Raw genomic sequence first — 25428 nt, forward strand, 5'->3', positions numbered from 1 at the left:
GAATCACGGTTTGGGGCGGGTGGGTCAGGACGCGGTGGGGACCCAGTTGCCGTGGAAGCCGGCGGGGACCCGGGCGGGCAGGTGGATGCTGGCGACCGCCTCCATGGTCTGGGCGTCCAGGATGGCCAGGTCGCTGCGGTCGGTGGCCAGGTCGTAGACGAAGCCGAGCAGCACGCCTTCGTCCTCGGCGGCGTCGGGGTGGGCGGGCACCATGACGAACTCGCCGATCCGGGTGTTCGGCCCGAACGAGTGGCTGGCCAGCCGGCCCTGCGAGAGGTCGTGCTTGAGCAGCGTCGCCGAGCCCGCCGCCCCGGTGTCCGGCAGCACCTGCACCGCGTAGCCGTACCGGTGCCGGCGGCCGACCCGCCGCTCGTCCACCCGGGGGAACTCCTGGCCGTGGTCGTCCAGCCGCTCCTCGCGGACCTTGCCGGAGGTGGGGTCGATGGTCCAGCGGTCCAGGGTGGGCGGGCCCTCGTTGGGGCCGTTGAAGTCGGTGGCGAACATCTTGGGGTGCCGGGCCACGTCCAGCACGATGGAGCCGTCCGGGTTGTCGTAGGCGTTCATCGGGTGGAACACGTAGCACGGCGCGACGTCGTACCAGCGCAGGTCGGCGGCGGTGCCCTCGCGCGGCATGACACCGACGCGGGCGGGGTAGCGGGGGTCCCACTTGTACGGCATGCGGCCACCGCTGGGCAGTGAGCGGTCCAGGCTCGCGGTGATCGGGTCGGGCACCCGCACCTTGCCGATCAGTGCGGACATCACCAGCTTGGCCGGGGTGCGCAGCGGGCCGGGCATCGGCGCGTCGGCCACCGCCTGGGCGGCGTCGAAGACCACGGGCAGGTCGTAGAAGACCACGTGGTTCTCGGTGAGCGAGAAGTCGTGCATCATCGGGCTGCCGGTGACCGGGATGTCCACCGTGCGCCGGCAGCGGCCATTGGTGTCGATCACCGAGTACTGCACCTTGTTGCCCCAGCCGAAGAAGTAGGACACGGCGTGCAGCTCGCCGGTCTCCGGGTCGCGCTTGGGGTGCGCGGTGTAACCGCCGGGCAGCGTGCCGTCGAAGTCGCACGGGCCGACGGTGTCCAGCTCGTCGGTCAGCTCGTAGCTGGCCACGCCGCCTTCCACGATGGCCAGGGTGCGGCCGGCGTGCCCGATCACGTTGGTGTTGGCGCTCAACGCGGTGAGCGGCGCGGTCCGCCGGTAGTTGGGCTCCGGCTCGCCGAGCACCTTGGCCACGTGTGCGCTGCGCACGAAGCGGTTGCGGTACCACTCCGCGCGCCCGTCCCGCAGGCGCACGCCGTGCACCATGCCGTCGCCCAGGAACCAGTGGTAGACGGCGGGATCCACCTCGGACACCGGGTTCGGCCCGTTGCGCAGGTAACGGCCGTCCAGGTATTCGGGGATGCTGCCGGTCACCGGCAGGTCGGTGATGGTGAGCTCCTCCCGCACGGGGGCGAGCGCGCCTTCCAGGTAGGTGTTGCTCATGGCCTTCTCCGGCTTCGTCGGTAACGGCGTTTCGATTAACTGTAACGCTGTTACCAATGAATCCGCAAGGGCCTCTCGCCGGGGTGATCACCGAGGATGGGGTGATCGCTGTTCGTGGCGGTTGAGCGTCGCAAATCGAGGCTGAACCGCCACAGTTGGCGATCACCCCGTGCGCTCGGCGAGCATTTCATGATCACCATGACCTGGTGGCCACCGGGAGACCGCCGGAACGGCCGTCAGGTCATGGTGATCATGGAAGTTGGCGGTCCCCGGGGCGTGGCGACAGGAGCGGCGCGAACCGGGGGAGTGGTCAGTCGATGCAGGGGACGCCGTCGGCGGTGATCGGCGGCGCGGGTGGCGCGGCCGGCGCGGACGAGCGGTGCCGCGAGGACGACGAGGAACGGTCGTCCTCACTGGGGGAGGTGATGTCGGTGACCGAGAAGTCCGAGGCCAGGTACACCCGGGTGGTGTCTCCGGTGAGCGCGCTGTCCTCCTCGGTGTTGATCCCGCCGAGCACGTCGGCCAGCGCCTTCGCCTGCTCGGAGTGGCCCGGCGCGTAGTGCACGGTGGACGCCTTCGGCGGGTCGTCGATGTTGTCCAGCTTGCCCTGCTGGTAGCCGTGGTCGTCCAGCTTGCGGGCCACCTGGGCGGCCAGGCCGCTGCGCCCGGTGCCGTTGCGCACGTCCACGGTGACCTGGCTGGGGTCCGGCTTGGCGGCCGGCGGCGGCGCGGCGGTGCCGGTGGCCTGGATCTTCTCCTTCACGAACTTCTGGACGTCGTCGGTGTCCACCACCACCACGTCGCCGGAGGAGTTGTTGTCGGCGCCGGCGGTGGGGATGGTGACGAACTCCAGGTTCCCGCCGGCCAGGTTGGACGCCTGCCGGGCGAAGTCCAGGATGTTCAGCCGCGGGTCGAGCACCACCGACTCCTTGGCCGTGTCGATCAGGCCCTGCAGCTTGCTGGGGCTGGTCAGCGTGCCGGCGGAGAGGATCTTGTGCGCCACCGAGGCGAGGAACACCTGCTGGCGGCGGATCCGGCTGAAGTCGGACTGCGGCAGCTCGTAGCGCTGCCGCACGAAGGCCAGCGCCGCGCCGCCGGAGATGGTCTGCGGGCCGGCGGGGAACTTGGCGCCGGAGCGCCACTCGTTGACCGGGTTCTTCAAGCACACCGGCACGCCGCCGATGGCGTTGGTGAGCTGGAAGAAGCCGAGCAGGTTGACCTCGGCGAAGTGGTCGATGTGCTGGTCGGTCAGCTTTTCCACGGTCTTGACCAGCAGCGCCCGGCCGGCGTCGCGGCTCTTCTTCTCCACTTCGAGCTCGGACAGTCCCTCGTTGCGCAGCTTCCCGGCCTCCTTGAGGGTGGCCATCGGGTACGCCGAGTTGATCTTCCCCTTGCCGTGGCCCGGGATGTCCACGTAGCTGTCCCGGGGGACGGAGATCGCGGTCGCCTTGCCGCCGTCCGCCGGCACGTGCAGCAGGATGATCGTGTCGGAGTTGAGCACGCCGTCCTCGGCGCCGCTGCGCAGCTGGGCGAGCACCTGCTTGGACAGCGGGCGGCCCTGCGCGTCGGTGCGGCTGTCCACGCCGACCAGCAGCACGTTCACGTCGGTGCCGGAGGGCTTGCTCTCGCCCCCGTCCAGCGAGATCACGTCACTGGTGTTGATGCCGCCGGTCAGGTCGGTGTAGAAGCGCCAGCCGATGCCGGTGGTGGCCAGCACCATCGTGGACAACAGGGCCACTACCACGCGCAGGCCGATGCGTCGGCTTGCCGAGGCGGTCGAATGTGGCCGCGGGTCCACGCGCGTGTTCAACTCCAATGACTCGATTGCCAAGGGCCGAAGCATGCCATGCCAGACTCCGGGCATGCGCATGATGGTCACCGGCGGTGCCGGCTTCATCGGCTCGCACTACGTCCGCCGCATTCTAGGTGGTGGCTCCCCGAGTTACGCCGACGACGCGGCCGTCGAGGTCACTGTGCTGGACCTTCTGACGTACGCGGGATCGGAAACCAACCTGGCCGAGGTGGCGCACGCGCCCGGCTACCGGTTCGTGCACGGGGACATCCGGGACGCCGAGCTGGTGAACTCATTGATGCCCGGAATGGACCTGGTGGTGCACTTCGCCGCCGAGTCGCACGTGGACCGGTCGATCACCGGCGCGGCCGACTTCGTCTCCACCAATGTGGCCGGCACGCAGATCCTGCTGCAGGCGGCGCTGGAGCACGGGGTGGGCAAGTTCGTGCACGTGTCCACCGACGAGGTCTACGGCTCCATCGCCTCCGGGTCCTGGACGGAGGACCACGTGCTGGAGCCCAACTCCCCGTACTCGGCCGCCAAGGCCGGGTCGGACCTGCTGGCCCGGGCGTACCACCGCACCCACGGGCTTCCGGTGTGCATCACCCGTTGCTCCAACAACTACGGGCCTTACCAGTTCCCGGAGAAGGTCATCCCGCTGTTCGTGAGCAACCTGCTGGACGGCCGGAAGGTGCCGCTCTACGGCGACGGGCTGAACGTGCGGGACTGGCTGCACGTGGACGACCACTGCCAGGGCATCGCGCTGGTGGCCGAGCGGGGCCGGCCGGGGGAGATCTACAACATCGGCGGCGGCACCGAGCTGACCAACCGCGAGCTGACCCGGATCCTGCTCGAGGCGACCGGCAACGACTGGTCCATGGTCGAGCCGGTGGCCGACCGGCTTGGCCACGACCGGCGCTACTCGGTGGACCACACGAAGATCGCGACCGAGCTGGGTTACGCGCCGAGGGTGTCCTTCGCCGAGGGGATCGCGGCCACCGTGGCCTGGTACGCCGAACGCCGGGACTGGTGGGAGCCGCTCAAGGCGCGCGTAGCGGTGGCGGGCCCCGCGTGACCCGCTGGCTGGTCACCGGCGCGCGCGGGCAGCTGGGCAGCGAGCTGGCGGCGCTGCTGCGCGACGCCGACCTCACCGCGCCCGGGCGCGACGAGCTGGACCTGACCGCGCCCTCGCTGGCCGAGTGGGTGCGCGACTGGGCCTCTCGCGCGGGCGGCCGCCGGGTGGTGCTCAACGCGGCCGCGTGGACCGACGTGGACGGCGCCGAGGCCGACCCGAGCGGGGCGCGCGAGGTGAACGCGCTGGCCCCGGCCCGGCTGGCCGCCGCATGCGCCGAAGTGGACGCCACGCTGGTGCACGTTTCCACCGACTACGTGTTCGCCGGGGACCAGGCCGACCGGCCCTACGAGGTGGACGACCCGGTCGAGCCGCGCACGGCCTACGGGGCGGGCAAGCTGGCCGGGGAGCGGGCCGTGCGCGCCGGCCTGGACGCGCACTACGTGGTGCGTGCCGCCTGGCTGTACGGCGCCACCGGGGGGAACTTCGTCAAGACCATCGCCGGGCTGCGCCACCGGCGCGAGACGCTGGACGTGGTGAACGACCAGGTCGGTAGCCCCACGTGGGCGGCCGACCTGGCGCGCGGGCTGGTCGAGCTGGCCGGTTCGGGGGCGCCCTACGGGACTTATCACTGCGCGGCCGGTGGCCAGGCGAGCTGGTACGAGCTGGCCCGGGCGGTGTTCGAGGAGGTGGGCGCGGACCCGGAGCGGGTGCGGCCCTGCGACTCGTCCGTGTTTCCCCGCCCGGCGCCCCGGCCCGCGTATTCCGTGTTGTCCGGCTCGTCCTGGGCCGCCGCCGGTCTGCGGCCGTTGCCGCACTGGCGGGACGCGCTCCGTTCGGCGTTCGCGGCGGACCGCTCGTCCCTCGACACGCCGGAGGGCTGAGGTGCTTGCGTTCGGCCTCGCGATCTTCTACTCCGTGCGAGTGATGGTGCGTTCGTCGCACACCGACGTGCGTTCACCGTCGTTGGCCATGACGTGGGTCTGGAATGGGTACCGCTAGTACTGGTGGCGGTGGTGGCCCTCTGGTTGGGGACGCAGGCGTGTCGGGAGAGCAAGCGGTTGGAGGCCCGGCTGGACCGGGTGATTCGCCGGCACCGGGAGTCCACCGAGGCCGGTGTGCCGACCGAGGACGCCAGCAATGTCGACACCAGTAACGTCGCGCCGGAGAGGTCGCCGGTCGGCGCGAGGAGCCGCTCCTAGCAGAATCCGCCGCTCCCGTGGGTTCCTGTCGGATCACGGCTCCGCCGCTTTCTGAGCATCATCGGCGACCAGCGATATAACTTGTCGGTGGGTGGGGCCACAATGGCTGACGTGGATGAAGAACCGTTGAGCGCACAGGGTCAGCAGCTGCTCGACGATGCGGAGGACCGGCACGACGAGGCGATCGTGGTGCTGCGGCGCGCGGTCGCCGCGCGGGAGCCCTCGGGGGTGGCGCTGCTCGCCCGGGCATACCTGGACCGGGGCTACCGGCACGAAGCGGTCGAGCTGCTCGTTCCGAGGGTGGAGGCCGGCCGCACCGACCTGGCACTCACCCTGGGCGACGCGCTGGCCGGCATCGGCGACACCGACCGGGCCGAGGAGGCCTACCGGGCGGCGGTGAACGCCGGCGACGAGTCCGCGCTGAACACCTTCGGCGTGTTCCTGCGGCACCGGGGCCGGTTGGCCGAGGCGGAAAAGATGCTCCAGCGGGCCGCCGAGGCGGGCGACGAGCTGGCCCCGGCCAACCTGGTGGCCGTGCTGTGGGAACGCTCGCCCGACCCGCGCGTCGCGGCCCGCGCCGCCGAGCAGTGGGCCGACGAGCGCCGCCCGAGCACGCTGCTCGGGCTGGCCTTCGTCCATGCGGCCACCCGTCGCTACGACGACGCGGAGAAGCTCTACCGGCGGGCCGCCGAGCTCGGCGCCTACCGGGGGCACATCGAGTACTCGCTGTTCCTGCAGGAGGCCCGGGCAGACCTGGCGGCGGCCGAGCGGGAGCTGGAGGCGGCCGAGCGGGAGCAGGAGCCGGGTTGGGCGCTGGCTTTCGGGCGGTTCCTGGCCGAGATGGGGCGTCCGGACGAGGCCCGCGCCTACCTGGAACACGCCGCCCACTGGGGCAGTTCGGCGGCCGCCGAGGCGCTCGAGGAACTGGATGGTGACCCGCAGGACGACTAGCAGGAGGTTCCCTCTAACATTCGCACCATGGCGCAGTCCTACGGCGACGGCATCGCGGTGGTGGCGGTCACCTACTCCCCGGGCGACGATTTGGCGGCCTTCCTCGACTCGCTCGAAGAGGCCACGACTCGTCCCTACCGTGTGGTGTTAGTTGACAACGGCTCTACCGACGGCTCCCCGGAGCGTGCCGTCGCCGAGCGCGAACGCGTGGCCCTCGTGCGGGTGGGCGACAACATCGGTTACGGCAGTGCCGCCAATCGGGGTGTCGCCGAGCTCGGCCAGGACATCGGCTGGGTGGTGGTGGCCAACCCGGACGTGGTCTGGCGGCCCGGTTCGCTCGACGAGCTGCTCGCGGCCGGTGAGCGCACCCCGCGCGCCGGTGCGCTCGGCCCGCTCATCCGGGAGTCCGACGGCTCGGTGTACCCGTCCGCCCGGCTGCTGCCCTCGCTGGTGCGTGGCGCCGGGCACGCGGTGTTCGGCACGGTGTGGCCGGGCAACCCGTGGACCCGGGCCTACCGGCAGTCCGAGTCGGCGATCGAGGAACGCGACGCCGAGTGGCTGTCCGGTTCCTGCCTGCTGCTGCGCCGCGAGGCGATGGACTCGGTGAACGGGTTCGACACCCGGTACTTCATGTACTTCGAGGACGTCGACCTGTGCGAACGGCTGACCAAGGCCGGATGGCGCAACCGGTACGTCCCGGCGGCGGAGATCACCCACCTCGGCGCGCGGGCCACGTCGGCGAACGTCGGAGTGTCCGCCCGGATGGTCGCCGAGCACCACCACAGCGCCTACCGCTACCTGGCCGACCACTACCCCGGCCCGGTCTGGCTCCCCCTGCGCCTGACCCTCAAGGCCGGCCTGGGCGTCCGAGCCTCCCTCGCCGTCCGCCGAGCCACCCGCTAACCCCCCACCCCCGGCGAGTCGGGGATTCAGGTACGGCGAGTCGGGGATTCGGGTACGGCGAGTCGGGGATTCGGGTACGGCGAGTCGGGGATTCGGGTACGGCGAGTCGGGGATTCGGGTACGGCGAGTCGGGGATTCGGGTACGGCGAGCGAGGTGGACGCCCGGCACGTGCCCGGGTCCGTGTGCCCGGAGCGTGCGGCCGCTGGATAACGTACGAGGGTGAGCATGTCCGATGTGGATGCCGTCGTGCTGGTCGGTGGTAAGGGCACCCGGTTGCGCCCGCTGACCCTGTCCGCCGCCAAGCCCATGTTGCCCACCGCTGGCGTGCCCTTCCTGGCTCACCTGCTGTCCCGCATCCGCGCGGCCGGCGTGCGGCACGTGGTGCTCGGCACGTCCTACCTGGCCGAGACGTTCAGCAGCTACTTCGGTGACGGGTCCGAGTTCGGGCTCGAGATCGACTACGTGGTGGAGGCCGAACCGCTGGGCACCGGGGGCGGCATCCGCAACGTCGCGCCCTACCTGCGCGCCGAGCACGTGCTGGTGTTCAACGGCGACGTGCTGGCCGGCACCGATCTGACCTCGGTGGTGGACACCCACCGGGTCGGTGCCGCGGACGTGACCCTGCACCTGGTGCGGGTGCCGGACCCCCGGGCGTTCGGCTGCGTCCCCACCGACGAGACCGGCCGGGTGCTCGCGTTCCTCGAGAAGACCAATGAGCCGCCGACCGACCAGATCAATGCCGGCTGCTACGTGTTCCGCCGCTCGGTGATCGACACGATTCCGGACGGGCGGCCGGTGTCGGTCGAGCGCGAGACGTTCCCCGGGCTGCTCGCCGCTGACGCCCGGGTCCAGGCGCACGTGGACGCCGCCTACTGGCGGGACATGGGTACCCCCTTGGACCTGGTGCAGGGGTCGGCCGATCTGGTACGAGGGTTGGCCCCGTCGGCGGCGTTGCCCGGGCCATGTGGCGAGGCGCTGCTCTGTGCCGAGGCCAAGGTCGCCGAGGACGCCGTGGTGACCGGCGGCAGCACCGTCGGGGTCGGCGCGGTGGTCGGGGCGGGCGCACGGTTGGACGGCGCACTCCTGTTCGACGGCGCGACGGTCGGCGAGGGAGCGGATGTGCGGCACTCGGTGCTCGGCTCCGGCGCGACGGTGGCTGCCGGAGCGTCGGTGCACGGCGCGGTGATCGGTGACGGCGCGGTGGTGGGGGAGCGCTGCGAGCTGCGCGACGGCGTGCGGGTCTGGCCCCGGGTGCGCCTGCCGGCGGGCGGCGTGCGGTTCTCGTCGGACGCGTGACCGCCGTGCCGGAGCGGACGTGGCAGCCGGACTACCCGCTGGATCTGGCCGGGTTGCTGGCCCCGCTGCGGCGGGGCAAGGGTGACCCGACACTGCGCTTCGACCCACCGGCCGGTACCTGCTGGCGCGCCGCCACCACCGAGGGCGGGCCCGCCACGATGGCGCTGCGCCGGTCCTCGGACGGCACGGTGCACGCAACCGCGTGGGGACCGGGTGCCCAGATCATGCTGGACGGCCTGCCGGCGTTGCTCGGCGCGCACGACGACGACTCGGGGTTCGTCGCGCATCACCCGCTGGTCGCCGAGGCGCGGCGGCGGATGCCCGGGTTGCGGCTGGGCACCAGTGGACGGGTGTGGGATGTGTTGCTGCCCGCGGTGCTGGAGCAGAAGGTCACCGGGGTGGAGGCGCGGCGCTCGTTCCGCGAGCTGTGCCGGCGCTTCGGCACGCCCGCACCGGGGCCGGCGGGGGAGATGGGCCTGCGCGTGCCGCCCACCCCGGACGCGGTGCGGGCAATCCCGGACTGGGAGTGGCACCGCGCGGGCGTGGACTCCGCCCGCCGCCGGGCGCTGCTGGCCGCGGCGGCCGTTGCGCACCGGTTGGAGCGCGCGGTCACGCTGGGCGGTTCGGGCGGCCGCGAGCTTCTGCGCCGGGTGCCGGGGATCGGTGTGTGGACGGCTGCCGAGGTGGCGCAGCGGGCTTGGGGGGACCCGGACGCGGTCAGCGTCGGCGACTTCCACATCCCGTCGGTGGTCGGCTGGGCGCTGGTCGGCCGGCCGCTGGACGATGCCGGCATGCTCGCCGTGCTGGCCCCATACGCGCCACAGCGCCAGCGAGCGGTCCGCTACGTCGAGGCGTCCGGGTTCTCCCGCCCTCGCTTCGGCCCCCGCTACGCCGCCAAGGACTACCGCGCAATCTGACCCGCACGCCCCTCACCCCGGCGAGTCGGCGTACTCAGCACGCTGAGTTGACGCTCCCAGCCCACCGAACCAGGCCCGTGCCGGGCAAACCGCCGCGCCCCGCCGTACCCAGATCCCCGACTCGCCGTGCGCAAACCGCCGCGCCCCGCCGTACTCATATCCCCGACTCACCGTGCACGAATCCCCGACTCGCGGGGGACGTAGGGTGGGTTGCCATGAGGGTTGTGGCGCTCGTGGGTGGCGTCGGCGGTGCGCGGTTCCTGCTCGGGGTGAAGGCCGCGCTCGGCCTGCCGGGCAACACGGAACACCAGGTCACGGCGTTGGTGAACGTCGGGGACGACGTGTGGCTGCACGGCCTGCGGATCTGCCCGGACCTGGACACCTGCATGTACACACTGGGCGGCGGCATCGACCCCGAGCGTGGCTGGGGGCGGGCCGACGAGACGTGGCGGGTCGGCGAGGAGCTCAAGGCGTACGGCGCCGAGCCGACCTGGTTCGGCCTCGGTGACCGGGACGTGGCGACGCACCTGATCCGGTCCCGGATGCTGCGCGCGGGATACCCGCTGTCGGCGGTCACCGAGGCGCTGTGTGCGCGCTGGCAGCCCGGGGTGCGGCTGCTGCCGGCCAGCGACGACCGGGTGGAGACCCACGTGGTGGTCGACGACCCGGAGAACAACGCGCAACGGGCGATCCACTTCCAGGAGTGGTGGGTGCGTTACCGGGCCGACCCGAAGCCGCACCGGTTCGCCTCGGTCGGGGCGGAGGAGGCCAAACCGGCCCCCGGCGTGCTGAAGGCGCTGGCGGAGGCGGACGTGGTGCTGCTCGCGCCGTCCAACCCGGTGGTCAGCGTCGGCGCCATCCTGGCCGTGCCCGGAATCCGCGCGGCGATCCGGACCGGCGGGGCGCCCACGATCGGCGTGTCGCCGATCGTCGGTGACCGCCCGCTGCGCGGCATGGCCGACGTCTGCCTGGCCGCGATCGGCGTGGACACCACGGCGGAGGCGGTCGGCCGGCACTACGGCGCGCGCGGCGCCGCGGCCGGGGACGGCCTGCTGGACGGTTGGCTGATCCACGAGACCGACAGCGCGGTCGTGCCCGGCGTGGCGGTGCGCGCGGTGCCGCTGCTGATGACCGACACCGAGGCCACGGCGAAGATGGTCCGGCACGCCCTGGAGATCGCCGGGGTGGCCGGTGCCTGAGCACAACGCCGACCACTGCGAAGACCACGCCGTACCCCGGATCGAGCTGCGCGCCGTCCAAGGACTGCCCGAGTTCCGGCCCGGTGACGATCTGGCCGGCCCGATCGCGGCGGCCATCGGCGACCTCCGGGACGGCGACGTCGTCGTGGTGACGAGCAAGATCGTTTCCAAGGTGGAGGGCCGGCTGGTCGCGGTGCCGGAGGACCCCGCCGAGAAGGACGCGCGCCTGCGCGAGCTGGTGGACGAGGAGACCGAGCGGGTGGTGGCCCGCCGGGGCCGGGTCCTCGTGGTGGCCAACAAGATCGGCCTCGTCCAGGCCAACGCCGGCGTCGACGCGTCCAACGTGCACCGGCACGAGCTGGCCCTGCTGCCGGTCGACCCGGACGCGAGCGCGGCCCGGCTGCGGGCCGCGCTGTACGAGCGGACGAACAAAACGGTCGCCGTGGTGATCACCGACACGATGGGCCGGCCGTGGCGGGTGGGACAGACCGACGTGGCGATCGGGTCGGCCGGGTTGCCGGTGCTGCACTCCTATCAGGGCATGGTCGATACCGCTGGGAATGAACTCAGGGTGACCGAGGTGGCTCTGGTCGACGAGGTCGCGGCGGCCGCCGATCTGGTCAAGGGCAAGCTCGGTGGCGTCCCGGTGGCGGTGGTGCGCGGACTCACCGCCAAGGAGGACGGGTCGACAGTCGCCAACCTGGTCCGCAACCCGGCCGATGACATGTTTCGCCTGGGTACCGACGATGCGCTGGCCCAGGGCCGGCGGGAAGCGGTGCCGGCCCGCCGGTCGGTGCGCGCGTTCAGCGGCGAAGCCGTGGACCCCAAGGCGATCCGGCGCGCGGTGGCCGCCGCGCTCACCGCGCCGGCGCCGCACCACACCCGGCCGTTCCGGTTCGGCTGGCCGCGCGATCCCCGCAAGCGCACCGAGCTGCTGGACGCGATGGCCGACCGCTGGCGCCGTGACCTGGCCTCCGACGGTCGCGGCAAGGACGAGATCGACCGCCGCGTGGCCAAGGGCGACATCCTGCGAAAGGCCCCTGAGCTGCTGATTCCGTTCCTGGTGGCGGACGGCGCGCAGCCCTACCCGGACGCCGCCCGCACGGAAGCCGAGGACACCATGTTCACCGTGGCGGGCGGCGCGGCGGTGCAGGGCCTGTTGGTCGCGCTCGCGGCGGAGGGGCTCGGATCGTGCTGGGTGGGGTCGACCATCTTCGCCGCCGCCGAGGTGCACGAGGTGCTGGGCGTGCCTACCGGATGGCGCCCGCTGGGCGCGGTGGCGGTGGGACATCCGGCCGAGCTGCCTCAATCGAGGGAGTTGCCCGACCCTACGGCGGCACTACTCGAGTGGTGATCGACTCGATCCGTAACCGTGATCGACAACGCGCGGTAACCCCGTCAAGGGTATAACGGCACCTGCGTTTCCGTCCTTTATGTGAAATGTAGGTAGAAATACGCAGTTGTCTCGTTCTCATTTCAAACGATCAACTTGAGGGTGAGACTTTTAGGACAGCCAGGTGGTGAACTCAGAGTAGCCGTGCAGCGCCAGCCTGAGGTCGCCGCCGAGCGCCCCGAAGCCTCCGGCGCCGGCCGCGAACAACAGGTTTCGGAGCGGAGCGAGCGCCAGCAGGAGGGCGAAGAAGGCCAGCGGCGCCCACGGCCGGACCTTGTCCGCCAGCTCCCGGCTGCGTGCCGACAGGTAGGGCTCGATGACGCCGAATCCGTCCAGTCCGGGCACCGGCAGGATGTTCAGCACGAAGGCCATCACTTGGATCATGGCGAGGCAGGCGAGCGCCGGCAGCAGTAGCCCGGAGGCCTCCAGTGAGCCGATCGTCACGATCAGCACAACCCCGAGCAGCAAATTGATCAAGGGTCCTGCCAGGGAAACCATGCTCCGGGCGAACCGCGACCGGATCGCCCAGTCGTTGATCCACACCGCTCCGCCGGGCAGCGGCACGAAGCCGATCAAGAGAAAGATCACCGGCAGCACGAAGGACAGCATCGGGTTGAGGTAGCGGCGGATGTCCAGGGTGAGGTACCCCCGGTTCTGCACCGAGGTGTCGCCGCCCCGGAAGGCCACGAACGCGTGTCCGAACTCGTGCAGGCACAGTGAGACCGCCCACCCGCCGAGCACCACCAGCATCACCCCGAGGGTGGCCAGCGGGCCGTCGCCCCGGGCGCAGAGCGCCCCACCACCCACCGTGATCGCGATGAGGAGGAGAAAGATGGGGCTCACCGGAGCGTGCCTACGAAGCCTGCTGGATGATCCGAGCACCCCCACAGTCTGCCGATAGTGCCATCAACCGGGCGAATTGCCCTCCGAATTCGGCGCCGTCGGCTTGACCTATTAGAATCCCCCCGGTGTAATCACACCGGTGTCATTCGACGGCCGCGCTGAACCCGGCTGAACGGTCCGGTGGCGGGGGATTCACGGACGGAAGAAGGCTCCAGGGGGAGGAGCGACGTGAGATGACTGATGCGGAAGATGGGCAGGTGAATGTGATCGTCGGGGCGGCAGGCCGTAGCGAGCAGGATGACGGGGGCGGCTCCGGGCGAACCGACTCGTGGTCGACGTTGGAGGCGTTCGACGCACTGGAGACTCTCGGCGAGGACGAGGCGCCGGAGTGGCAGGACCGGGCGTTGTGTGCGGAGACGGATCCGGAGGCGTTCTTCCCGGAGAAGGGTGGCTCGACCCGGGAGGCGAAGCGGATCTGCAGCGGTTGCGAGGTGCGCTCGGAGTGCCTGGAGTACGCGCTGGCGAACGATGAGCGCTTCGGCATCTGGGGTGGTCTGTCCGAACGGGAGAGGCGCAAGCTGAAGAAACGAGCCGTCTGAGTGGTTCTCGAGCGGCGGCCCGGCAGACGCCGCTCGAGAACGGTTCAGCCGGGGCAGGTCCTACCTCGAGGGGCGGCAGGCTATGGCTTGTCGCCGCCCTCCAACGAGCCTGGCTCCACGCCCAGGTAACACGCGATCTGCTCGATGAGCACCTCGTGCAGCAGGTCGACCAGGTCTATGCCGTCTCGCGAGCGCGCCTCCAGGGGGCGCCGGTAGAGCACGATGCGCGCCCGGGTGGGCAGGCCCCGCCGGTCCACGCCGGCCGGTACCAGCTGCGCCAGCGGCACCCCGAAATCTTCGACCACCTCCGGCGGCCAACTGGCCGCGTCCGGATCGGTGTGTTCGATCTCCGGCACCAGGTCCACCGCGAGGTCCAGCTCGGTGAGCTCGCTGCCCCAGCGCGCCTCGATCGGTTCCAGCGCCTCCAGCACCAGGTCATCGAACCGCTGCGCCCGGTTCTTGAACACCGGCGCGGTGACCGGGTAGCGCAGGCCGCGCAGGCCACGCCCGCGGCGATCCCGATGCGACGGGTGGCTCTTCGGCCCCCTCCGTACAGACCTCACGCGGTGAGGGTACGCGTCGCTGCGGGGCCCGGTGTGTGACAGGAGATAAGGTCACCCGGTGCGGAGTGTGCGGAGCTGTTCACGGAGCGGTTGCACCGAGCACGCGGTGGCGACACTGACCTATGTCTATGCCGAGTCCACCGCGGTGGTCGGGCCGCTCGCGACCCAACACGAGCCGCACTCGTACGACCTGTGTGCCGCGCATGCCAGCCGGCTCACCGTGCCGCGCGGGTGGGACGTGGTGCGTTACGAGGGGGAGTTACCGGCGGTGCCGCCGGACGAGCTGACCGCCCTGGCCGAGGCGGTCCGGGAGGCCGGTCGTGCGGTGCACGGCGACCCGACCCCGGTGGCCGGCGGCCCCCGCCACCTGCGGGTGCTCCGGAGCCACGAGGACTAGCGCCGAAGGCGCTGGCCGAGCGCGCGCCCAGTTAGGCGCGTGCGGGAATGACTAGCGCCGAAGGCGCCGGCCGAGCGCGAGCCCGGCTTACGCTCCCAGCCCGCTCAGCAGGCTGAGCAGCGCGGGCTCCACTTCGGTGCGGGCGTGGGCCGGGTCGTCGGCGTGCGCGATCAGCTGGGCGGCCTCGCCGAGCGCGGCCAGCACCAGGTGGGCCAGCGGGCGGGGGTCTTGGCGGCGCAGTGCGCCGGAGGCCATCGCCGCCTCGAGCGCGGCCATGATCAGGCCCAGGCCGTACTGCTCGTCGATCTCCCGCCAGCGCCGCCAGCCGAGCACGGTCGGCGCGTCCAGCAGGGCGATGCGCAGCAGGGCCGGTTCGGTGCACGCGTCCAGGAACGCCCGCATGCCGACGACCAGCGGGTCGGCGTCGCCGCGCGCCTCGGCCATCCGCCGTCCGATCGCGGCGACCAGTTGCTCCTCCTGTCGCTCGTGCACGGCCTCGAAAAGGGCGCGCTTGTCCGCGAAGTGGTGGTAGAGCGCGCCCCGGGTGAGCCCGGCCGCGCGCACCACGTCCTCGGTGCCCACGCCCGCGTACCCGTGCTCGGCGAACAGCCCGGCGGCGGCGTCGATCAGCTGTGTGCGGGTCGCCTCGGCCCGCTCTTCCCGAATAGACATACAAGCTGTATGTTAGCGTAGAAACTTCAGATACAGACTGTTTGTACGAAAGGGGCGGGCGGATGGAGACGGTCGAGCTGGGCCAGGGCCGGCTGCACTACACGGACACCGGTGGCTCCGGGCCGGTGGTGGTGCTGGTGCACGGGCTGCTGGTGAACGGGTCGCTGTGGCGCGACGTGGTGCCCGCACTGGCCGCGACCGGCGCGCGCGTGGTCGTCCCCGCGCTGCCGCTGGGCTCGCATCCCGAGGCGATGCGCCCGGACGCGGACCTCACCCCGCCCGGCATCGGCCGGCTGATCTCCGACTTCATCGCCGCGCTGGACCTGCGCGAGGTCACCCTGGTCGGCAACGACACCGGCGGCGCGATGTGCCAGGTGGCGGCGACCAAGCACGGCGAGCGGCTGGCCCGGCTGGTGCTCACCAACTGCGACACCCACGACAACTTCCTGCCGCCGGCGTTCCGCCCGATGCAGTGGATCGCGCACGTGCCCGGCGCGGTGCGGGTGCTCAGCCAGGTGTTCCGCTGGCCGTCGGTGCTCGCCTCGCCGCTCGGCTTCGGCCTGCTGGCCCAGCGGAAGCTGGACCACGAGCGGCTGAGGGACTGGGCCGGACCGGTGCTCGCCGATGCCGGCGCGCGCCGCGACCTCGGCAAGGTGCTGCGGGGCATCCACACCCGGTACACGCTGGCCGCGGCCGAGGAGCTGCGGCGGTTCGGCCGGCCCATCCTGCTCGCCTGGGGCGACGCCGACCGGTTCTTCCCCATCAGCTACGCCGAACGGCTGGCCGCCGAATGGCCGGACGCGCGGCTGGTCCGGGTGCCGGGCGCGGGCGCCTTCGTACCCGTCGACCAGCCGGACCAGCTGGCTCGGCTGATCGCCGAGTTCATCGGCCAGCCGTCGAGCCGGGCCGCCAACATATAGGCTCTCCTGGTGGCGCGTGACCTGTCCGGGATCGTCAAGGCGTACGACATTCGCGGTGTTGTGGGCGACGCACTGACCCCGGACACTGCCGCTCGGCTCGGCGCGGCGTTCGCTTCGCTGGTGGCCGGCGAGGCGACCCGGGTCGCGGTCGGCCGGGACATGCGGGTCAGCTCGCCCGAGCTGGCCTCGGCGTTCGCCGAAGGCGTCACCGGGCAGGGCCTCGACGTGATCGACATCGGGCTGGCCAGCACCGACCTGCTCTACTTCGCCGCCGGCCGGCTGGACGCGCCGGGGGCGATGGTCACCGCCAGCCACAACCCGGCCGCGTACAACGGGTTCAAGCTCTGCCGGGCCGGTGCGGTGCCGGTCGCCGAGGAGCTGCGCCAGATCCGCGCGGACGCCGAGCGTGGGCTTCCCGAGACGGGCCGGCGTGGCACGGTCACCGAGCGGGACCTGCTCGGCGACTACGCCGACTACCTGCACGGACTGGTGGACCTGAGCGGCTCCCGGCGGCTCAGAGTGGTGGTGGACGCGGGCAACGGCATGGCCGGGCACACCGTGCCGGCCGTGCTGCGCGAGCCGTTCGTGGAGCTGGTTCCGCTGTACTTCGAGCTGGACGGGAGCTTCCCCAACCACGAGGCCAACCCGCTGGACCCGGCCAACCTGGTCGACCTGTGCAAAGAAGTGGTGGCCGCCGGTGCTGATCTTGGATTGGCCTTCGACGGCGACGCGGACCGCTGCTTCGTGGTGGACGAGCTGGGCCAGCCGGTCAGCCCCAGCGCGATCACCGCGCTGGTCGCGGTGCGCGAGCTGGCCCGCGAGCCGGGCGGGACGGTGATCCACAACCTGATCACCTCGCGGGCCGTTCCGGAGATCGTCACCGAGCACGGCGGCCGCCCGGTGCGCACCCGGGTCGGACACTCGTTCATCAAGCAGACCATGGCGGAGACCGGCGCGATCTTCGGCGGTGAGCACTCCGCGCACTACTACTTCCGGGACTTCTGGCGGGCCGACTCCGGCCTGCTGGCCGCGCTGCACGTGCTGGCCGCGCTCGGCGAGCGGAGTGCCCCCCTGTCCGAGTTGATGACCGACTATGGTCGGTACGCCGCTTCCGGCGAAATCAACTCGACGGTGGCGGACCCGGTGGCCACGCTGTCGGCGGTGAAGCGACACTACGGCGGCCGGGACGGCGTGGTCACCGACGAGCTCGACGGGCTCACGGTGGCGCTGCCCGGCGGCGCCTGGTTCAATCTGCGGCCGTCCAACACGGAGCCGTTGCTGCGGCTCAACGTGGAGGCGGCCGACGCCGAGGCGGTCGCCGCGCTGCGCGCGGACGTGCTCGCGCTGGTCAGGCAGTAAAGAAGAGAGGGGCAGAACCATGGCCGTGCAGCTGGATCAGCGCTTGCTGGAAATCCTCGCGTGCCCTTCTCCCGATCACGCGCCGCTGCGTGTCGGCAGCCCGGACGACCCGGGGGCGGACGCTCTGACCTGCACTTCCTGTGGCCGTTCCTTCCCCGTGGTAGACGGCGTGCCGGTGCTGCTGCTGGACGAGGCGACGGAGCCGGGCGGCGCTCCCCCGGACGAGAAGTGATCGCCGTGCTGGACGACAGCCTGCTCGCCGATCCGGCGGCGCTGGCCGAGGCGGACGCCTCCGGGTTGCTCCGCTCCGCCGCCACGGCCGGCGCCCAACTGCGGTCCGCCGCGCACGCCGCCGAGGAGGCGGGGGTAGGCCAGCTGGCCGGCTCCCGGCCTCGCGCCCTGGTGCTGATCCGCCGGCCGGGTTGCTCGGAACACGCCGCGCTGCTGGTCAACGCGCTGCTCGGGCCGGAGTGCCCGATCCCGGTGGTCATCTCCGACGCCGCGCCGAGCTGGATCGGACCGCTGGACGTGCTGGTCGCGCACACCTCCGACTCCGGTGACCGGGAGCTGGCCGACTCGGTCGGCCGCGCGGTCCACCGGGGCTGCGAGGTGGTGCTCTCCGCGCCCGCCGAGGGGCCGATCGCGGCGGCCGGCGCCGGGTCCGCCCGGCTGCTCGAGCCCCGGGTCCCGGTGCCGCCGGGCCTGGACTTCCCGCGCGCCATGGCCGCCGTGCTGGTCACCGTGGCCGCGCTCGGCCTGCTGCGCGCCGACCTGAACGAACTGGCCGGGGAACTGGACGGCGAGCTGGAGCGGGACCACCCCTCACACGAGCCGTTCGTCAACCCGGCCAAGGCGCTGGCCCTGCGGCTGGCCGACCACACCCCGCTGCTCTGGGGCACCGACCCGGCCGGCGTGGCGCTGGCCGGCTACGCGGTGGCCACCCTGGCCGGGCATGCGGCGATCATCGCGCAGGCCGCCGACGTGGCCCAGGCCGCCCGGGCCGGCGCGCTGCAACGGGTACTGGCGGAACACCGCCAGGAGGACATCTTCCACGACCCGTTCGACGACCCGGTGGAGGCCAGCGGCGGTTCTACCGTGCTCCCCGCGCCGGCCAGGGTGCTGCTGCTGGCCACCGAGGACACCGACCCCACGGCCGCGGTGCTGCGCCGGGCCGGTCGGGAATGGCCGACGGCGGACGTGCTGCACCTGGTGGAAGAGGTTCCGCCGGGGGGCCCGCACGCGGCGCTGCGGCGGGCGATGCTGATGGCGGTCCGGTTCGACCTGGCCGCGCTCTACCTCGGGCTGGCCGGCGCGGTGCTCGGCTCGGACCGTGACCCGGCGGGTCACAACTACAGCCTGGGCTAGCTACGCCTTGGCGACTCCATTGGTCGCGGCGTGCGCGGCCAAGCTACTTTGAGAGAGCAATGGACTTTCTGGACAACCCGGTGCGCCGCTATGCGTGGGGCTCCCGGACGGTGATCGCTGGTCTGCAGAGCCGACCGGTCCCGTCCGCACACCCCGAGGCCGAGCTGTGGCTCGGTGCGCACCCGGCTGACCCGTCCTACCTGGTCGACCCGGAGGTCGGGACCCGCCGTTCGCTGCTGGGCGAGCTGGCCGACGACCCGGCGGGGCGGTTGGGCGAGGCCACCGCGCGGCGCTGGGGCGGCCGGCTGCCCTTCCTGCTCAAGGTGCTCGCCGCCGACGAGCCGCTGAGCCTGCAGGCCCACCCGGGCGCGGGGCAGGCCGAGGCGGGATTCGCGCTGGAGAACGAGCGGGGCATCCCGCTGGACGACGCCAGCCGCAACTACAAGGACGCCAGCCACAAGCCGGAGCTGGTGTGCGCGCTCACCGAGTTCCACGCGCTCACCGGGTTCCGCGAGCCGGCCACCACGGTGGAGTTCCTGAACGCGCTGGACGCGCCCGAGCTGGCCGGGCACGTGGGCCTGCTGGCCGGCCAGCCGGACGAGAACGGGCTGCGGGCGCTGTTCTCCACCTGGATCACCCTGCCGCAGGAGATGCTCGACCGGTTGGTGCCGGCCGTGCAGGACGCCTGCGTGCGGCTGCTGCGCGACCCGGCTTCCCGGTTCCGGGCCGAGACGCGCACCGTGCTGGAGCTGTCCGAGCGCTACCCGGGCGATGCCGGCGTGCTGGCCGCGCTGCTGCTCAACCGGGTCACCCTGGCCCCGGGGGAGGCGCTCTACCAGGGCGACGGGGTGCTGCACGCCTACCTGTCCGGCGCCTGCATCGAGGTGATGGCCAACTCGGACAACGTGCTGCGCGGGGGACTGACGCCCAAGCACGTCGACGTGCCGGAGCTGCTGCGCGTGCTGAACTTCGCCGCCGGCCCGCCGCCCCTGGTGCACGGCGTGCGCGACGGGGCGATCACCCGCTACGACACCGAGGCCTCGGAATTCCAGTTGCGGCGGTTGGACTGGGCCGGCGCGACCGAGGGCTACGTGGTCTCGCTGCCCGACTGCGGGCCGCGGATCCTGCTGTGCACCCAGGGCGCGGCCAAGGTTTCCGCCGGTTCGGGCCGGTCACTGTGCCTGCGCCGGGGCGAGGCGATCTGGCTGGACGCGCGGGACTTCGAGGTGAAGGCGGCCTCGCACGAGGGGCCGGCGCAGCTGTTCCTGGCCACGGCGGGCACCGAGGCTGAGAGTCGCTGAGGGTTCCGCATAGGATTCGCCCGCCCCCAACGTAAGCGCCTCGTAGGAGTGTGACCATGTCCGCGGGTTCGGGTACCCGAGCGATCGTCGCCGCGCTGCTGGCCAACGCCGGGATCGCGGTGGCCAAGTTCATCGGCTTCCTGGTCACCGGGTCGTCCTCGATGCTGGCCGAGTCGGTGCACTCGGTGGCGGACACCTCCAACCAGGGGCTGCTGCTGCTCGGCCAGAAGCGGGCGGCGCGCGCGGCCACGGTGGCGCACCCGTTCGGCTACGGGCGGGACCGGTACTTCTACTCGTTCGTGGTGGCGCTGCTCCTGTTCAGCCTCGGCGCGGTGTTCTCGCTGTACGAGGGCGTGCACAAGATCCTGGACCCGCACCCGATCGACACCCCGATCGTCGCCTTCGTGATCCTCGGCGTGGCCGTGGTGCTGGAGGCGTTCAGCTTCCGCACCGCGATCCAGGAGTCCACGCCGCTGAAGGGCAACCGGAGCTGGTGGCGGTTCATCCGCCAGTCCACCCAGCCCGAGCTGCCGGTGGTGCTGCTGGAGGACTTCGGCGCGCTGGTCGGCCTGGTGCTCGCGCTGCTCGGCGTGGCCCTGGCCGTGGTCACCGGCAACGGCGTGTGGGACGGCGTCGGCACCGTCGCCATCGGCCTCCTGCTGGGCGTGATCGCGGCCATCCTGATCGTCGAGATGAAGAGCCTGCTCATCGGCGAGGGCGCGGACCGGGCCACCCTGGCCAAGATCACCGGCGCGCTGGAGTCCGGCCAGGTGCAGCGGATGATCCACATCAAGACCCAGTACCTGAGCCCCGACGAGCTACTGGTCGCCGCCAAGATCGCCCTAACCCCCGGCCTACAGGTGGAACAGGTGGCCCAAACCATCGACGATGCCGAAGGCCGCATCCGCGCCGCCGTCCCCGCCGCCCGCCTCATCTACCTCGAACCCGACCTAGACCGCACCCCCCACCGCGAGTCGGGGATCTAGGTACGGCGAGTCGGGGATCTGGGTACGGCGAGTCGGGGATCCGGGTACGGCGAGTCGGGGATCCGGGTACGGCGAGTCGGGGATCTGGGTACGGCGAGTCGGGGATCCGGGTACGGCGAGTCGGGGATCTGGGTACGGCGAGTCGGGGATCTGGGTACGGCGAGTCGGGGATCCGGGTACGGCGAGTCGGGCTTGGGGTGTCGGTCCGGTTCGGTACGAAGGGCGGGCGTGAGGTCAGGGACGTCGGTAACCCCGGCTGGCGAACGCCGCGCGCAGCGCTTCTTCGAGGCGTCTGCTGTCCCGCAGATCCTCCTTCGTGGCGGTCAACACGATCCAACCCCTACGCCGTAGATCGTCGGCTCGCGCCCGGTCTTCCGCCTCTCGGCCGTGGTGCACCGCGTACCCGTCGTACTCAAGCACGATCCGTAGCTCTGGCCAGGCCAGGTCCAGCCGGTAGATCAATCGGCCGTCCGGCCCGCACAGGCGCCAGTTCACCTCGGGAATGGGAAAGCGCAGGTCCACGACCTCCAGGAGCAGCCAACTCTCCGGCGGTGACTCGGCCCGGCCGGTCGCCAGCCCGAGCAACCAGACCGCACGTTTGGTCCCCCGAGGGTCGGCCCGGCCGGCCAGCCGCTGATCGAGCCGAGCCCGGAACCCCTCACGACCTTCGTCGGGCTGGAGTGCCAGCGCCTGATCGGTGACCGCTAGCGCCTCCCGTGGCTGGGCGGTGCACAACACATCGGCGACCGTTCGCTCGACCGAGAGCACCCGTAGACCGGCGAGCTCTACGAGATCGTCATGGGGCATCGGGCCGTTGTGCACCGCGAGTCCTGGCCGGGTGCGGGCCGGGTGCTCGTAGGGGACGAGCACATGGGTGTCCGAGGTGTCGGCGGCTGTGCATCCATGCAGCCAAGCGGCGGATTTCCCACAGATCACCGCGCTTGGCCCACAGAGCAGCAACGCCGCGACCGCGCGGGTTCGAACGTCGAGCTGACGCGAGGAATCGATCAGCACCCCGCCCCAGATCCGACGCAAGCGCCCGTGCCTGAGATCCGCGTCGACCCGCCGGCGGCCGACGCGCGCGATCAACGTGCGACGTACGTATGCGCCGGGCTCCCCGTAACCAACCTCCATGTGACCGACGGTCGCAGCAACCGGCGCCGCGTGGGTCGGAGGTTCGCGGGCCTGTGGACAACCGACCCCCATGTGCATAACTCACGGCATGCGGTGCGTACCCAGATCTCCGACTCGCCGTACCCGCATCCCCGACTCGCCGTACTCAGATCCCCGACTCGCCGTACCTAGATCCCCGACTCGCCGTGGTGGTGGCGGTGGTGGCGGTGATGAAGGACTGGAAGAGGGGGAGGGTGGTGGGGGTGGTCTCGGGGTGGGACTGGATACCGAGTGTGAAGGGGGCGTCGGGGTCCTCGACCGCTTCGATTGTGCCGTCGGGGGACCAGGCGACCGGCTGCAGGCCGGTGCCGGGTTTGTCGATGCCCTGGTGGTGGGCGCAGGAGAGGGTCACCGACGGGCCCAGGGCGGCGGCGAGCCGCGAGCCGGGAGCCACGTTCACCACGTAGGGGTCGTAGTGGCCGGGGCGGGCGGGGGCGTGTTCGGGCAGGTGCTGGTGCAGCGTGCCGCCCCGGGAGACGGCGAGCAGTTGGGCGCCCCGGCAGATGGCGAGTACCGGGATGCCGCGTTCCTCGGCCAGGCGCAGGGCGGCCAGCTCGGCGGAGTCGCGGTCGTGGCGGGGTGGTTGCGTTTCGGCCGCGCGCGGGGCGCCGTACCGCTCGGGGTCGATGTCGGGGCCGCCGGCCAGGAGAAGGCCGTCCAGCCGGCTCACCACCGAGGAGATCGCCGAGGGCACCGGCGGAAGGAGCACCGGGGCGCCGCCGGCCTCGACCACCCGCGTGACGTAGTCCCAGGGCAGCAGCGCGCACGGGACGTCCCGCCAGACCGTCCAGGCCGCCGGCTCGTGATAGGCGGTCAGCCCGATCAGCGGGCGGGTCACAGCGGGGTGACGTACGCGGCGGAGATCCCGCCGTCGACCAGGAACTCGGCGCCGGTGACGAAGGAGGCGTCGTCGCTGGCCAGGAACGCGATCGCGGCGGCCATCTCGGAAGCCTCGGCGAACCGGCCCATCGGCACGTGCACCAGCCGCCGCTGCGCCCGCTCCGGGTCCTTGGCGAACAGCTCGGTGAGCAGGGGCGTGTTGACCGGGCCGGGGCACAGCGCGTTGACCCGGATGCCCTCCCGGGCGAACTGCACGCCTAGCTCGCGGGACATCGCCAGCACGCCGCCCTTCGAGGCGGTGTAGGAGATCTGCGAGGTGGCCGAGCCCATCACCGCGACGAACGAGGCCACGTTGATGATCGAGCCCCGGCCGGCGCGTTGCATGTACGGCAGCACCGCCTGGCAGCACAGGTAGACCGAGGTCAGGTTGACCTCCTGCACCCGGCGCCAGGCGTCCAGGCCGGTGGTCAGGATGGAGTCGTCGTCGGGCGGCGAGATGCCGGCGTTGTGCAGCGCGATGTCGATCCGGCCGTAGCGCTCGTCGGTGCTCGCGTAGATCCGCTTGACGTCTTCCGGCGAGGTGACGTCGGCCGTGATGGCCAGCCCGTCCACCTCGTCGGCCGCTCGCTTCGCCGCCCCCGGGTCGATGTCCACGCACGCCACGCGCGCGCCCTCCGAGGTGAGCCGCCGCGCGGCCGCCAGCCCGATCCCGCTGCCGGCGCCGGTCACCACGGCAACTCGCTCATCCAACCTGCCCATGCCGGCCAACCTACAGCCGCTCGAAGCAGCGCCTCCGCTCCCAGTCGGTGACCACCGCGTCGAAGGCGGCCAGCTCCACCCGGGCCATGTTGGCGTAGTGCTCCACGACCTCCTCGCCGAAGCACTCCTTGGCCAGCGAGGACGACTCCCACAGGGTCAGCGCCTCGCGCATGGTGGTCGGTACGGTCGGTGCGCCCGAGGTGTACGCGTTGCCGGTCTGCGCGGGTTCCAGGGGCAGCTCGTGGTCGATGCCGTGCAGGCCGGCGGCGATCACCGCGGCCAGCCCGAGATAGGGGTTCACGTCCCCGCCGGGCAGGCGGTTCTCCACCCGCAGCGACGGCCCGCGACCGACCAGGCGGAGCGCGCAGGTCCGGTTGTCCACGCCCCAGGACACCGAGGTCGGCGCGAACGAGCCGGGCGCGAACCGCTTGTAGGAGTTGATGTTCGGCGCGAACAGCAGGGTGAACTCGCGCAGTGCGGCCAACTGGCCGGCTAGGAAGTGCTCGCCGGCGGGGGAGAGGTCCCCGTAGCGCCCCGCCATGACCGGCTCGCCGGCGCCGTCCCGCAGGGAGACGTGCATGTGGCAGGAGTTGCCCTCCCGCTCGTCGATCTTGGCCATGAAGGTCAGCGAGCAGCCCTGCTGGGCGGCGATCTCCTTGGCGCCGGTCTTGTACAGCGCGTGGTTGTCGGCTGTGACCTGCACCTCGTCGTAGCGGAACGCGATCTCGTGCTGGCCCAGGTTGCACTCGCCCTTGGCCGACTCCACGTAGAGCCCGGCGCCGGCCATGCCGGCCCGGATCGCGTGCAGCAGCGGCTCCACCCGGGCGGTGCCGAGCATCGAGTAGTCCACGTTGTACAGGTTCGCCGGCGTCAGGTCCCGGTAGTCGGCGCGCCAGGCGTCCTCGTAGGAGTCCCGGTAGACGATGAACTCCAGCTCGGTGCCGGCCAGCGCCCGCCAGCCGCGCTCGGCCAGCCGCTCGCGCTGCCGCTGCAGGACCTGCCTCGGCGAGGGCGCGACCGGTTCCCCGGAGGACAGCCGCAGATCGGCGAACACCAGCGCGCTGCCCGGGTGCCAGGGCAGCTTGCGCAGCGTGGACAGGTCCGGGACCAGCTCGAAGTCCCCGTAGCCGCGCTCCCAGGAGGACATCGCGTAGCCGTCCACGGTGTTCATGTCCACGTCCACCGCGAGCAGGTAGTTGCAGGCCTCCGCGCCGTGTTTCAGCACTTCCTCCAGGAAGTAGCGCGCCGCGCAGCGCTTGCCCTGCAACCGCCCCTGCATGTCGACCAGCACCAACAGCACGGTGTCGATGCTTCCGGTGTCGATCGCGGAGCGAAGCTCGCCGACGGTGAGCATTCCTACGTGTTCGCGCACGGCGTCACCGTCCAGCTGGCCTCGAGGTCCGTTGAGGTCACTGATATTGCCCTGTCGCGGCGCGCAGG

The 25428-nt window shown here is 71.8% G+C and carries 26 protein-coding genes; 17 read left to right on the plus strand and 9 right to left on the minus strand.

Annotated elements, in window-relative coordinates:
- Window positions 1-24: 24 nt before the first annotated feature.
- Together ABEB12_RS08140 and ABEB12_RS08145 are read right to left on the minus strand one after the other, a co-directional pair.
- A complete protein-coding gene (locus ABEB12_RS08140) occupies window positions 25-1485 on the minus strand; it encodes a carotenoid oxygenase family protein (RefSeq protein WP_185064301.1) in 1461 nt (486 codons plus the stop codon).
- A gap of 310 nt (window positions 1486-1795) precedes the next feature.
- Window positions 1796-3205, minus strand: a complete 1410-nt coding sequence (locus tag ABEB12_RS08145) for an LCP family protein (RefSeq protein ID WP_345702729.1) — start codon at window positions 3203-3205, stop codon at window positions 1796-1798.
- Between the two features lie 142 nt (window positions 3206-3347).
- On the opposite strand from ABEB12_RS08145, the gene rfbB reads away from it, so the two are divergent.
- The 9 genes from rfbB to ABEB12_RS08190 all read left to right on the plus strand — a co-directional run bounded on the left by rfbB (window position 3348) and on the right by ABEB12_RS08190 (window position 12172).
- Entirely contained in the window at window positions 3348-4352 is a 1005-nt protein-coding gene (rfbB, locus tag ABEB12_RS08150; RefSeq protein ID WP_185064303.1) for a dTDP-glucose 4,6-dehydratase, read from the plus strand.
- Window positions 4349-5233, plus strand: coding sequence for a dTDP-4-dehydrorhamnose reductase (gene rfbD / locus ABEB12_RS08155; RefSeq protein ID WP_345702662.1), 885 nt, complete (start codon window positions 4349-4351; stop codon window positions 5231-5233). The genes rfbB and rfbD overlap by 4 nt, the downstream gene beginning before the upstream one ends.
- 132 nt (window positions 5234-5365) lie before the next feature.
- Complete coding sequence (locus tag ABEB12_RS08160) at window positions 5366-5551, plus strand: hypothetical protein (protein ID WP_185064304.1); 186 nt, start codon at window positions 5366-5368, stop codon at window positions 5549-5551.
- 111 nt (window positions 5552-5662) lie between these two features.
- Window positions 5663-6502 (plus strand): tetratricopeptide repeat protein, encoded by an 840-nt coding sequence (locus tag ABEB12_RS08165; RefSeq protein ID WP_185064305.1) that lies wholly within the window; start codon window positions 5663-5665, stop codon window positions 6500-6502.
- 27 nt (window positions 6503-6529) lie between these two features.
- Window positions 6530-7405, plus strand: a complete 876-nt coding sequence (locus tag ABEB12_RS08170) for a glycosyltransferase (RefSeq protein ID WP_185064306.1) — start codon at window positions 6530-6532, stop codon at window positions 7403-7405.
- Window positions 7406-7631: 226 nt separating this feature from the next.
- Complete coding sequence (gene manB, locus ABEB12_RS08175) at window positions 7632-8702, plus strand: mannose-1-phosphate guanylyltransferase (RefSeq protein WP_185064714.1); 1071 nt, start codon at window positions 7632-7634, stop codon at window positions 8700-8702.
- Between the two features lie 5 nt (window positions 8703-8707).
- Complete coding sequence (locus tag ABEB12_RS08180; protein WP_185064715.1) at window positions 8708-9619, plus strand: DNA glycosylase family protein; 912 nt, start codon at window positions 8708-8710, stop codon at window positions 9617-9619.
- Between the two features lie 215 nt (window positions 9620-9834).
- Entirely contained in the window at window positions 9835-10818 is a 984-nt protein-coding gene (gene cofD, locus ABEB12_RS08185; RefSeq protein WP_185064307.1) for a 2-phospho-L-lactate transferase, read from the plus strand.
- Window positions 10811-12172 carry a coenzyme F420-0:L-glutamate ligase gene (locus tag ABEB12_RS08190; protein WP_185064308.1) on the plus strand — a complete coding sequence of 454 codons (1362 nt, stop codon included), beginning with the start codon at window positions 10811-10813 and terminating at the stop codon, window positions 12170-12172. Before cofD ends, ABEB12_RS08190 begins: the two co-directional genes overlap by 8 nt.
- Before the next feature lie 150 nt (window positions 12173-12322).
- Here ABEB12_RS08190 and ABEB12_RS08195 read toward each other — a convergent pair whose 3' ends face one another.
- On the minus strand, window positions 12323-13054 hold the full coding sequence (locus ABEB12_RS08195) for a zinc metalloprotease (protein WP_185064309.1): 732 nt from the start codon (window positions 13052-13054) through the stop codon (window positions 12323-12325).
- Window positions 13055-13392: 338 nt separating this feature from the next.
- Here ABEB12_RS08195 and ABEB12_RS08200 point away from each other — a divergent pair, with 338 nt between their 5' ends.
- Entirely contained in the window at window positions 13393-13653 is a 261-nt protein-coding gene (locus ABEB12_RS08200; protein WP_185064716.1) for a WhiB family transcriptional regulator, read from the plus strand.
- Window positions 13654-13733: 80 nt separating this feature from the next.
- Here the strand turns inward: ABEB12_RS08200 and ABEB12_RS08205 are convergent, their stop codons facing one another.
- Window positions 13734-14216, minus strand: coding sequence for a metallopeptidase family protein (locus ABEB12_RS08205; RefSeq protein WP_345702664.1), 483 nt, complete (start codon window positions 14214-14216; stop codon window positions 13734-13736).
- A 58-nt stretch (window positions 14217-14274) separates the two neighbouring features.
- On the opposite strand from ABEB12_RS08205, the gene ABEB12_RS08210 reads away from it, so the two are divergent.
- Window positions 14275-14613 carry a DUF3499 family protein gene (locus ABEB12_RS08210; protein ID WP_185064310.1) on the plus strand — a complete coding sequence of 113 codons (339 nt, stop codon included), beginning with the start codon at window positions 14275-14277 and terminating at the stop codon, window positions 14611-14613.
- An 87-nt stretch (window positions 14614-14700) separates the two neighbouring features.
- On the opposite strand, the gene ABEB12_RS08215 is transcribed toward ABEB12_RS08210, so the two are convergent.
- Entirely contained in the window at window positions 14701-15285 is a 585-nt protein-coding gene (locus ABEB12_RS08215; protein ID WP_185064311.1) for a TetR family transcriptional regulator, read from the minus strand.
- A 62-nt stretch (window positions 15286-15347) separates the two neighbouring features.
- Here ABEB12_RS08215 and ABEB12_RS08220 point away from each other — a divergent pair, with 62 nt between their 5' ends.
- From ABEB12_RS08220 to ABEB12_RS08245, 6 genes are read left to right on the plus strand one after another with little or no spacing between them, the layout of a single operon-like run.
- Window positions 15348-16205, plus strand: a complete 858-nt coding sequence (locus ABEB12_RS08220) for an alpha/beta fold hydrolase (RefSeq protein ID WP_185064312.1) — start codon at window positions 15348-15350, stop codon at window positions 16203-16205.
- A gap of 9 nt (window positions 16206-16214) precedes the next feature.
- Entirely contained in the window at window positions 16215-17564 is a 1350-nt protein-coding gene (locus tag ABEB12_RS08225; RefSeq protein ID WP_185064313.1) for a phosphomannomutase/phosphoglucomutase, read from the plus strand.
- A 19-nt stretch (window positions 17565-17583) separates the two neighbouring features.
- On the plus strand, window positions 17584-17796 hold the full coding sequence (locus ABEB12_RS08230) for a Trm112 family protein (protein WP_185064314.1): 213 nt from the start codon (window positions 17584-17586) through the stop codon (window positions 17794-17796).
- On the plus strand, window positions 17793-18929 hold the full coding sequence (locus tag ABEB12_RS08235) for a hypothetical protein (protein ID WP_425572227.1): 1137 nt from the start codon (window positions 17793-17795) through the stop codon (window positions 18927-18929). The genes ABEB12_RS08230 and ABEB12_RS08235 overlap by 4 nt, the downstream gene beginning before the upstream one ends.
- Window positions 18930-18988: 59 nt before the next feature.
- Window positions 18989-20230: a mannose-6-phosphate isomerase, class I gene (gene manA, locus ABEB12_RS08240; RefSeq protein WP_185064315.1), complete on the plus strand. Its 1242-nt coding sequence runs from the start codon at window positions 18989-18991 to the stop codon at window positions 20228-20230.
- Window positions 20231-20286: 56 nt separating this feature from the next.
- Window positions 20287-21216, plus strand: a complete 930-nt coding sequence (locus tag ABEB12_RS08245; RefSeq protein ID WP_185064316.1) for a cation diffusion facilitator family transporter — start codon at window positions 20287-20289, stop codon at window positions 21214-21216.
- Between the two features lie 234 nt (window positions 21217-21450).
- Here the strand turns inward: ABEB12_RS08245 and ABEB12_RS08250 are convergent, their stop codons facing one another.
- The 4 genes from ABEB12_RS08250 to ABEB12_RS08265 form a co-directional block, all read right to left on the minus strand.
- Complete coding sequence (locus tag ABEB12_RS08250; RefSeq protein ID WP_185064317.1) at window positions 21451-22428, minus strand: hypothetical protein; 978 nt, start codon at window positions 22426-22428, stop codon at window positions 21451-21453.
- Window positions 22429-22495: 67 nt separating this feature from the next.
- Window positions 22496-23227 carry a gamma-glutamyl-gamma-aminobutyrate hydrolase family protein gene (locus ABEB12_RS08255; RefSeq protein ID WP_185064318.1) on the minus strand — a complete coding sequence of 244 codons (732 nt, stop codon included), beginning with the start codon at window positions 23225-23227 and terminating at the stop codon, window positions 22496-22498.
- Entirely contained in the window at window positions 23224-23988 is a 765-nt protein-coding gene (locus ABEB12_RS08260; protein WP_185064319.1) for a 3-oxoacyl-ACP reductase, read from the minus strand. The genes ABEB12_RS08255 and ABEB12_RS08260 overlap by 4 nt, the downstream gene beginning before the upstream one ends.
- 10 nt (window positions 23989-23998) lie before the next feature.
- On the minus strand, window positions 23999-25342 hold the full coding sequence (locus tag ABEB12_RS08265) for a type I glutamate--ammonia ligase (protein ID WP_185064719.1): 1344 nt from the start codon (window positions 25340-25342) through the stop codon (window positions 23999-24001).
- Window positions 25343-25428: the final 86 nt, after the last annotated feature.

The sequence above is a fragment of the Actinospineispora eucalypti genome (genome assembly GCF_039543365.1).
In the GTDB taxonomy this organism is placed as follows: Bacteria; Actinomycetota; Actinomycetes; order Mycobacteriales; family Pseudonocardiaceae; genus Pseudonocardia; species Pseudonocardia eucalypti.

Bases quoted from the DNA above. Each gene is read 5' to 3' on its own strand.
- ABEB12_RS08140 (WP_185064301.1), bottom strand. From the start codon at position 1,485: ATGAGCAACACCTACCTGGAAGGCGCGCTCGCCCCCGTGCGGGAGGAG.
- cofD (WP_185064307.1), top strand. From the start codon at position 9,835: ATGAGGGTTGTGGCGCTCGTGGGTGGCGTCGGCGGTGCGCGGTTCCTG.
- ABEB12_RS08220 (WP_185064312.1), top strand. From the start codon at position 15,348: ATGGAGACGGTCGAGCTGGGCCAGGGCCGGCTGCACTACACGGACACC.
- ABEB12_RS08170 (WP_185064306.1), top strand. From the start codon at position 6,530: ATGGCGCAGTCCTACGGCGACGGCATCGCGGTGGTGGCGGTCACCTAC.
- ABEB12_RS08245 (WP_185064316.1), top strand. From the start codon at position 20,287: ATGTCCGCGGGTTCGGGTACCCGAGCGATCGTCGCCGCGCTGCTGGCC.
- ABEB12_RS08145 (WP_345702729.1), bottom strand. From the start codon at position 3,205: ATGGTGCTGGCCACCACCGGCATCGGCTGGCGCTTCTACACCGACCTG.
- ABEB12_RS08250 (WP_185064317.1), bottom strand. From the start codon at position 22,428: ATGCACATGGGGGTCGGTTGTCCACAGGCCCGCGAACCTCCGACCCAC.
- ABEB12_RS08230 (WP_185064314.1), top strand. From the start codon at position 17,584: ATGGCCGTGCAGCTGGATCAGCGCTTGCTGGAAATCCTCGCGTGCCCT.
- rfbB (WP_185064303.1), top strand. From the start codon at position 3,348: ATGCGCATGATGGTCACCGGCGGTGCCGGCTTCATCGGCTCGCACTAC.
- ABEB12_RS08215 (WP_185064311.1), bottom strand. From the start codon at position 15,285: ATGTCTATTCGGGAAGAGCGGGCCGAGGCGACCCGCACACAGCTGATC.
- ABEB12_RS08260 (WP_185064319.1), bottom strand. From the start codon at position 23,988: ATGGGCAGGTTGGATGAGCGAGTTGCCGTGGTGACCGGCGCCGGCAGC.
- manA (WP_185064315.1), top strand. From the start codon at position 18,989: ATGGACTTTCTGGACAACCCGGTGCGCCGCTATGCGTGGGGCTCCCGG.
- manB (WP_185064714.1), top strand. From the start codon at position 7,632: ATGTCCGATGTGGATGCCGTCGTGCTGGTCGGTGGTAAGGGCACCCGG.
- ABEB12_RS08265 (WP_185064719.1), bottom strand. From the start codon at position 25,342: ATGCTCACCGTCGGCGAGCTTCGCTCCGCGATCGACACCGGAAGCATC.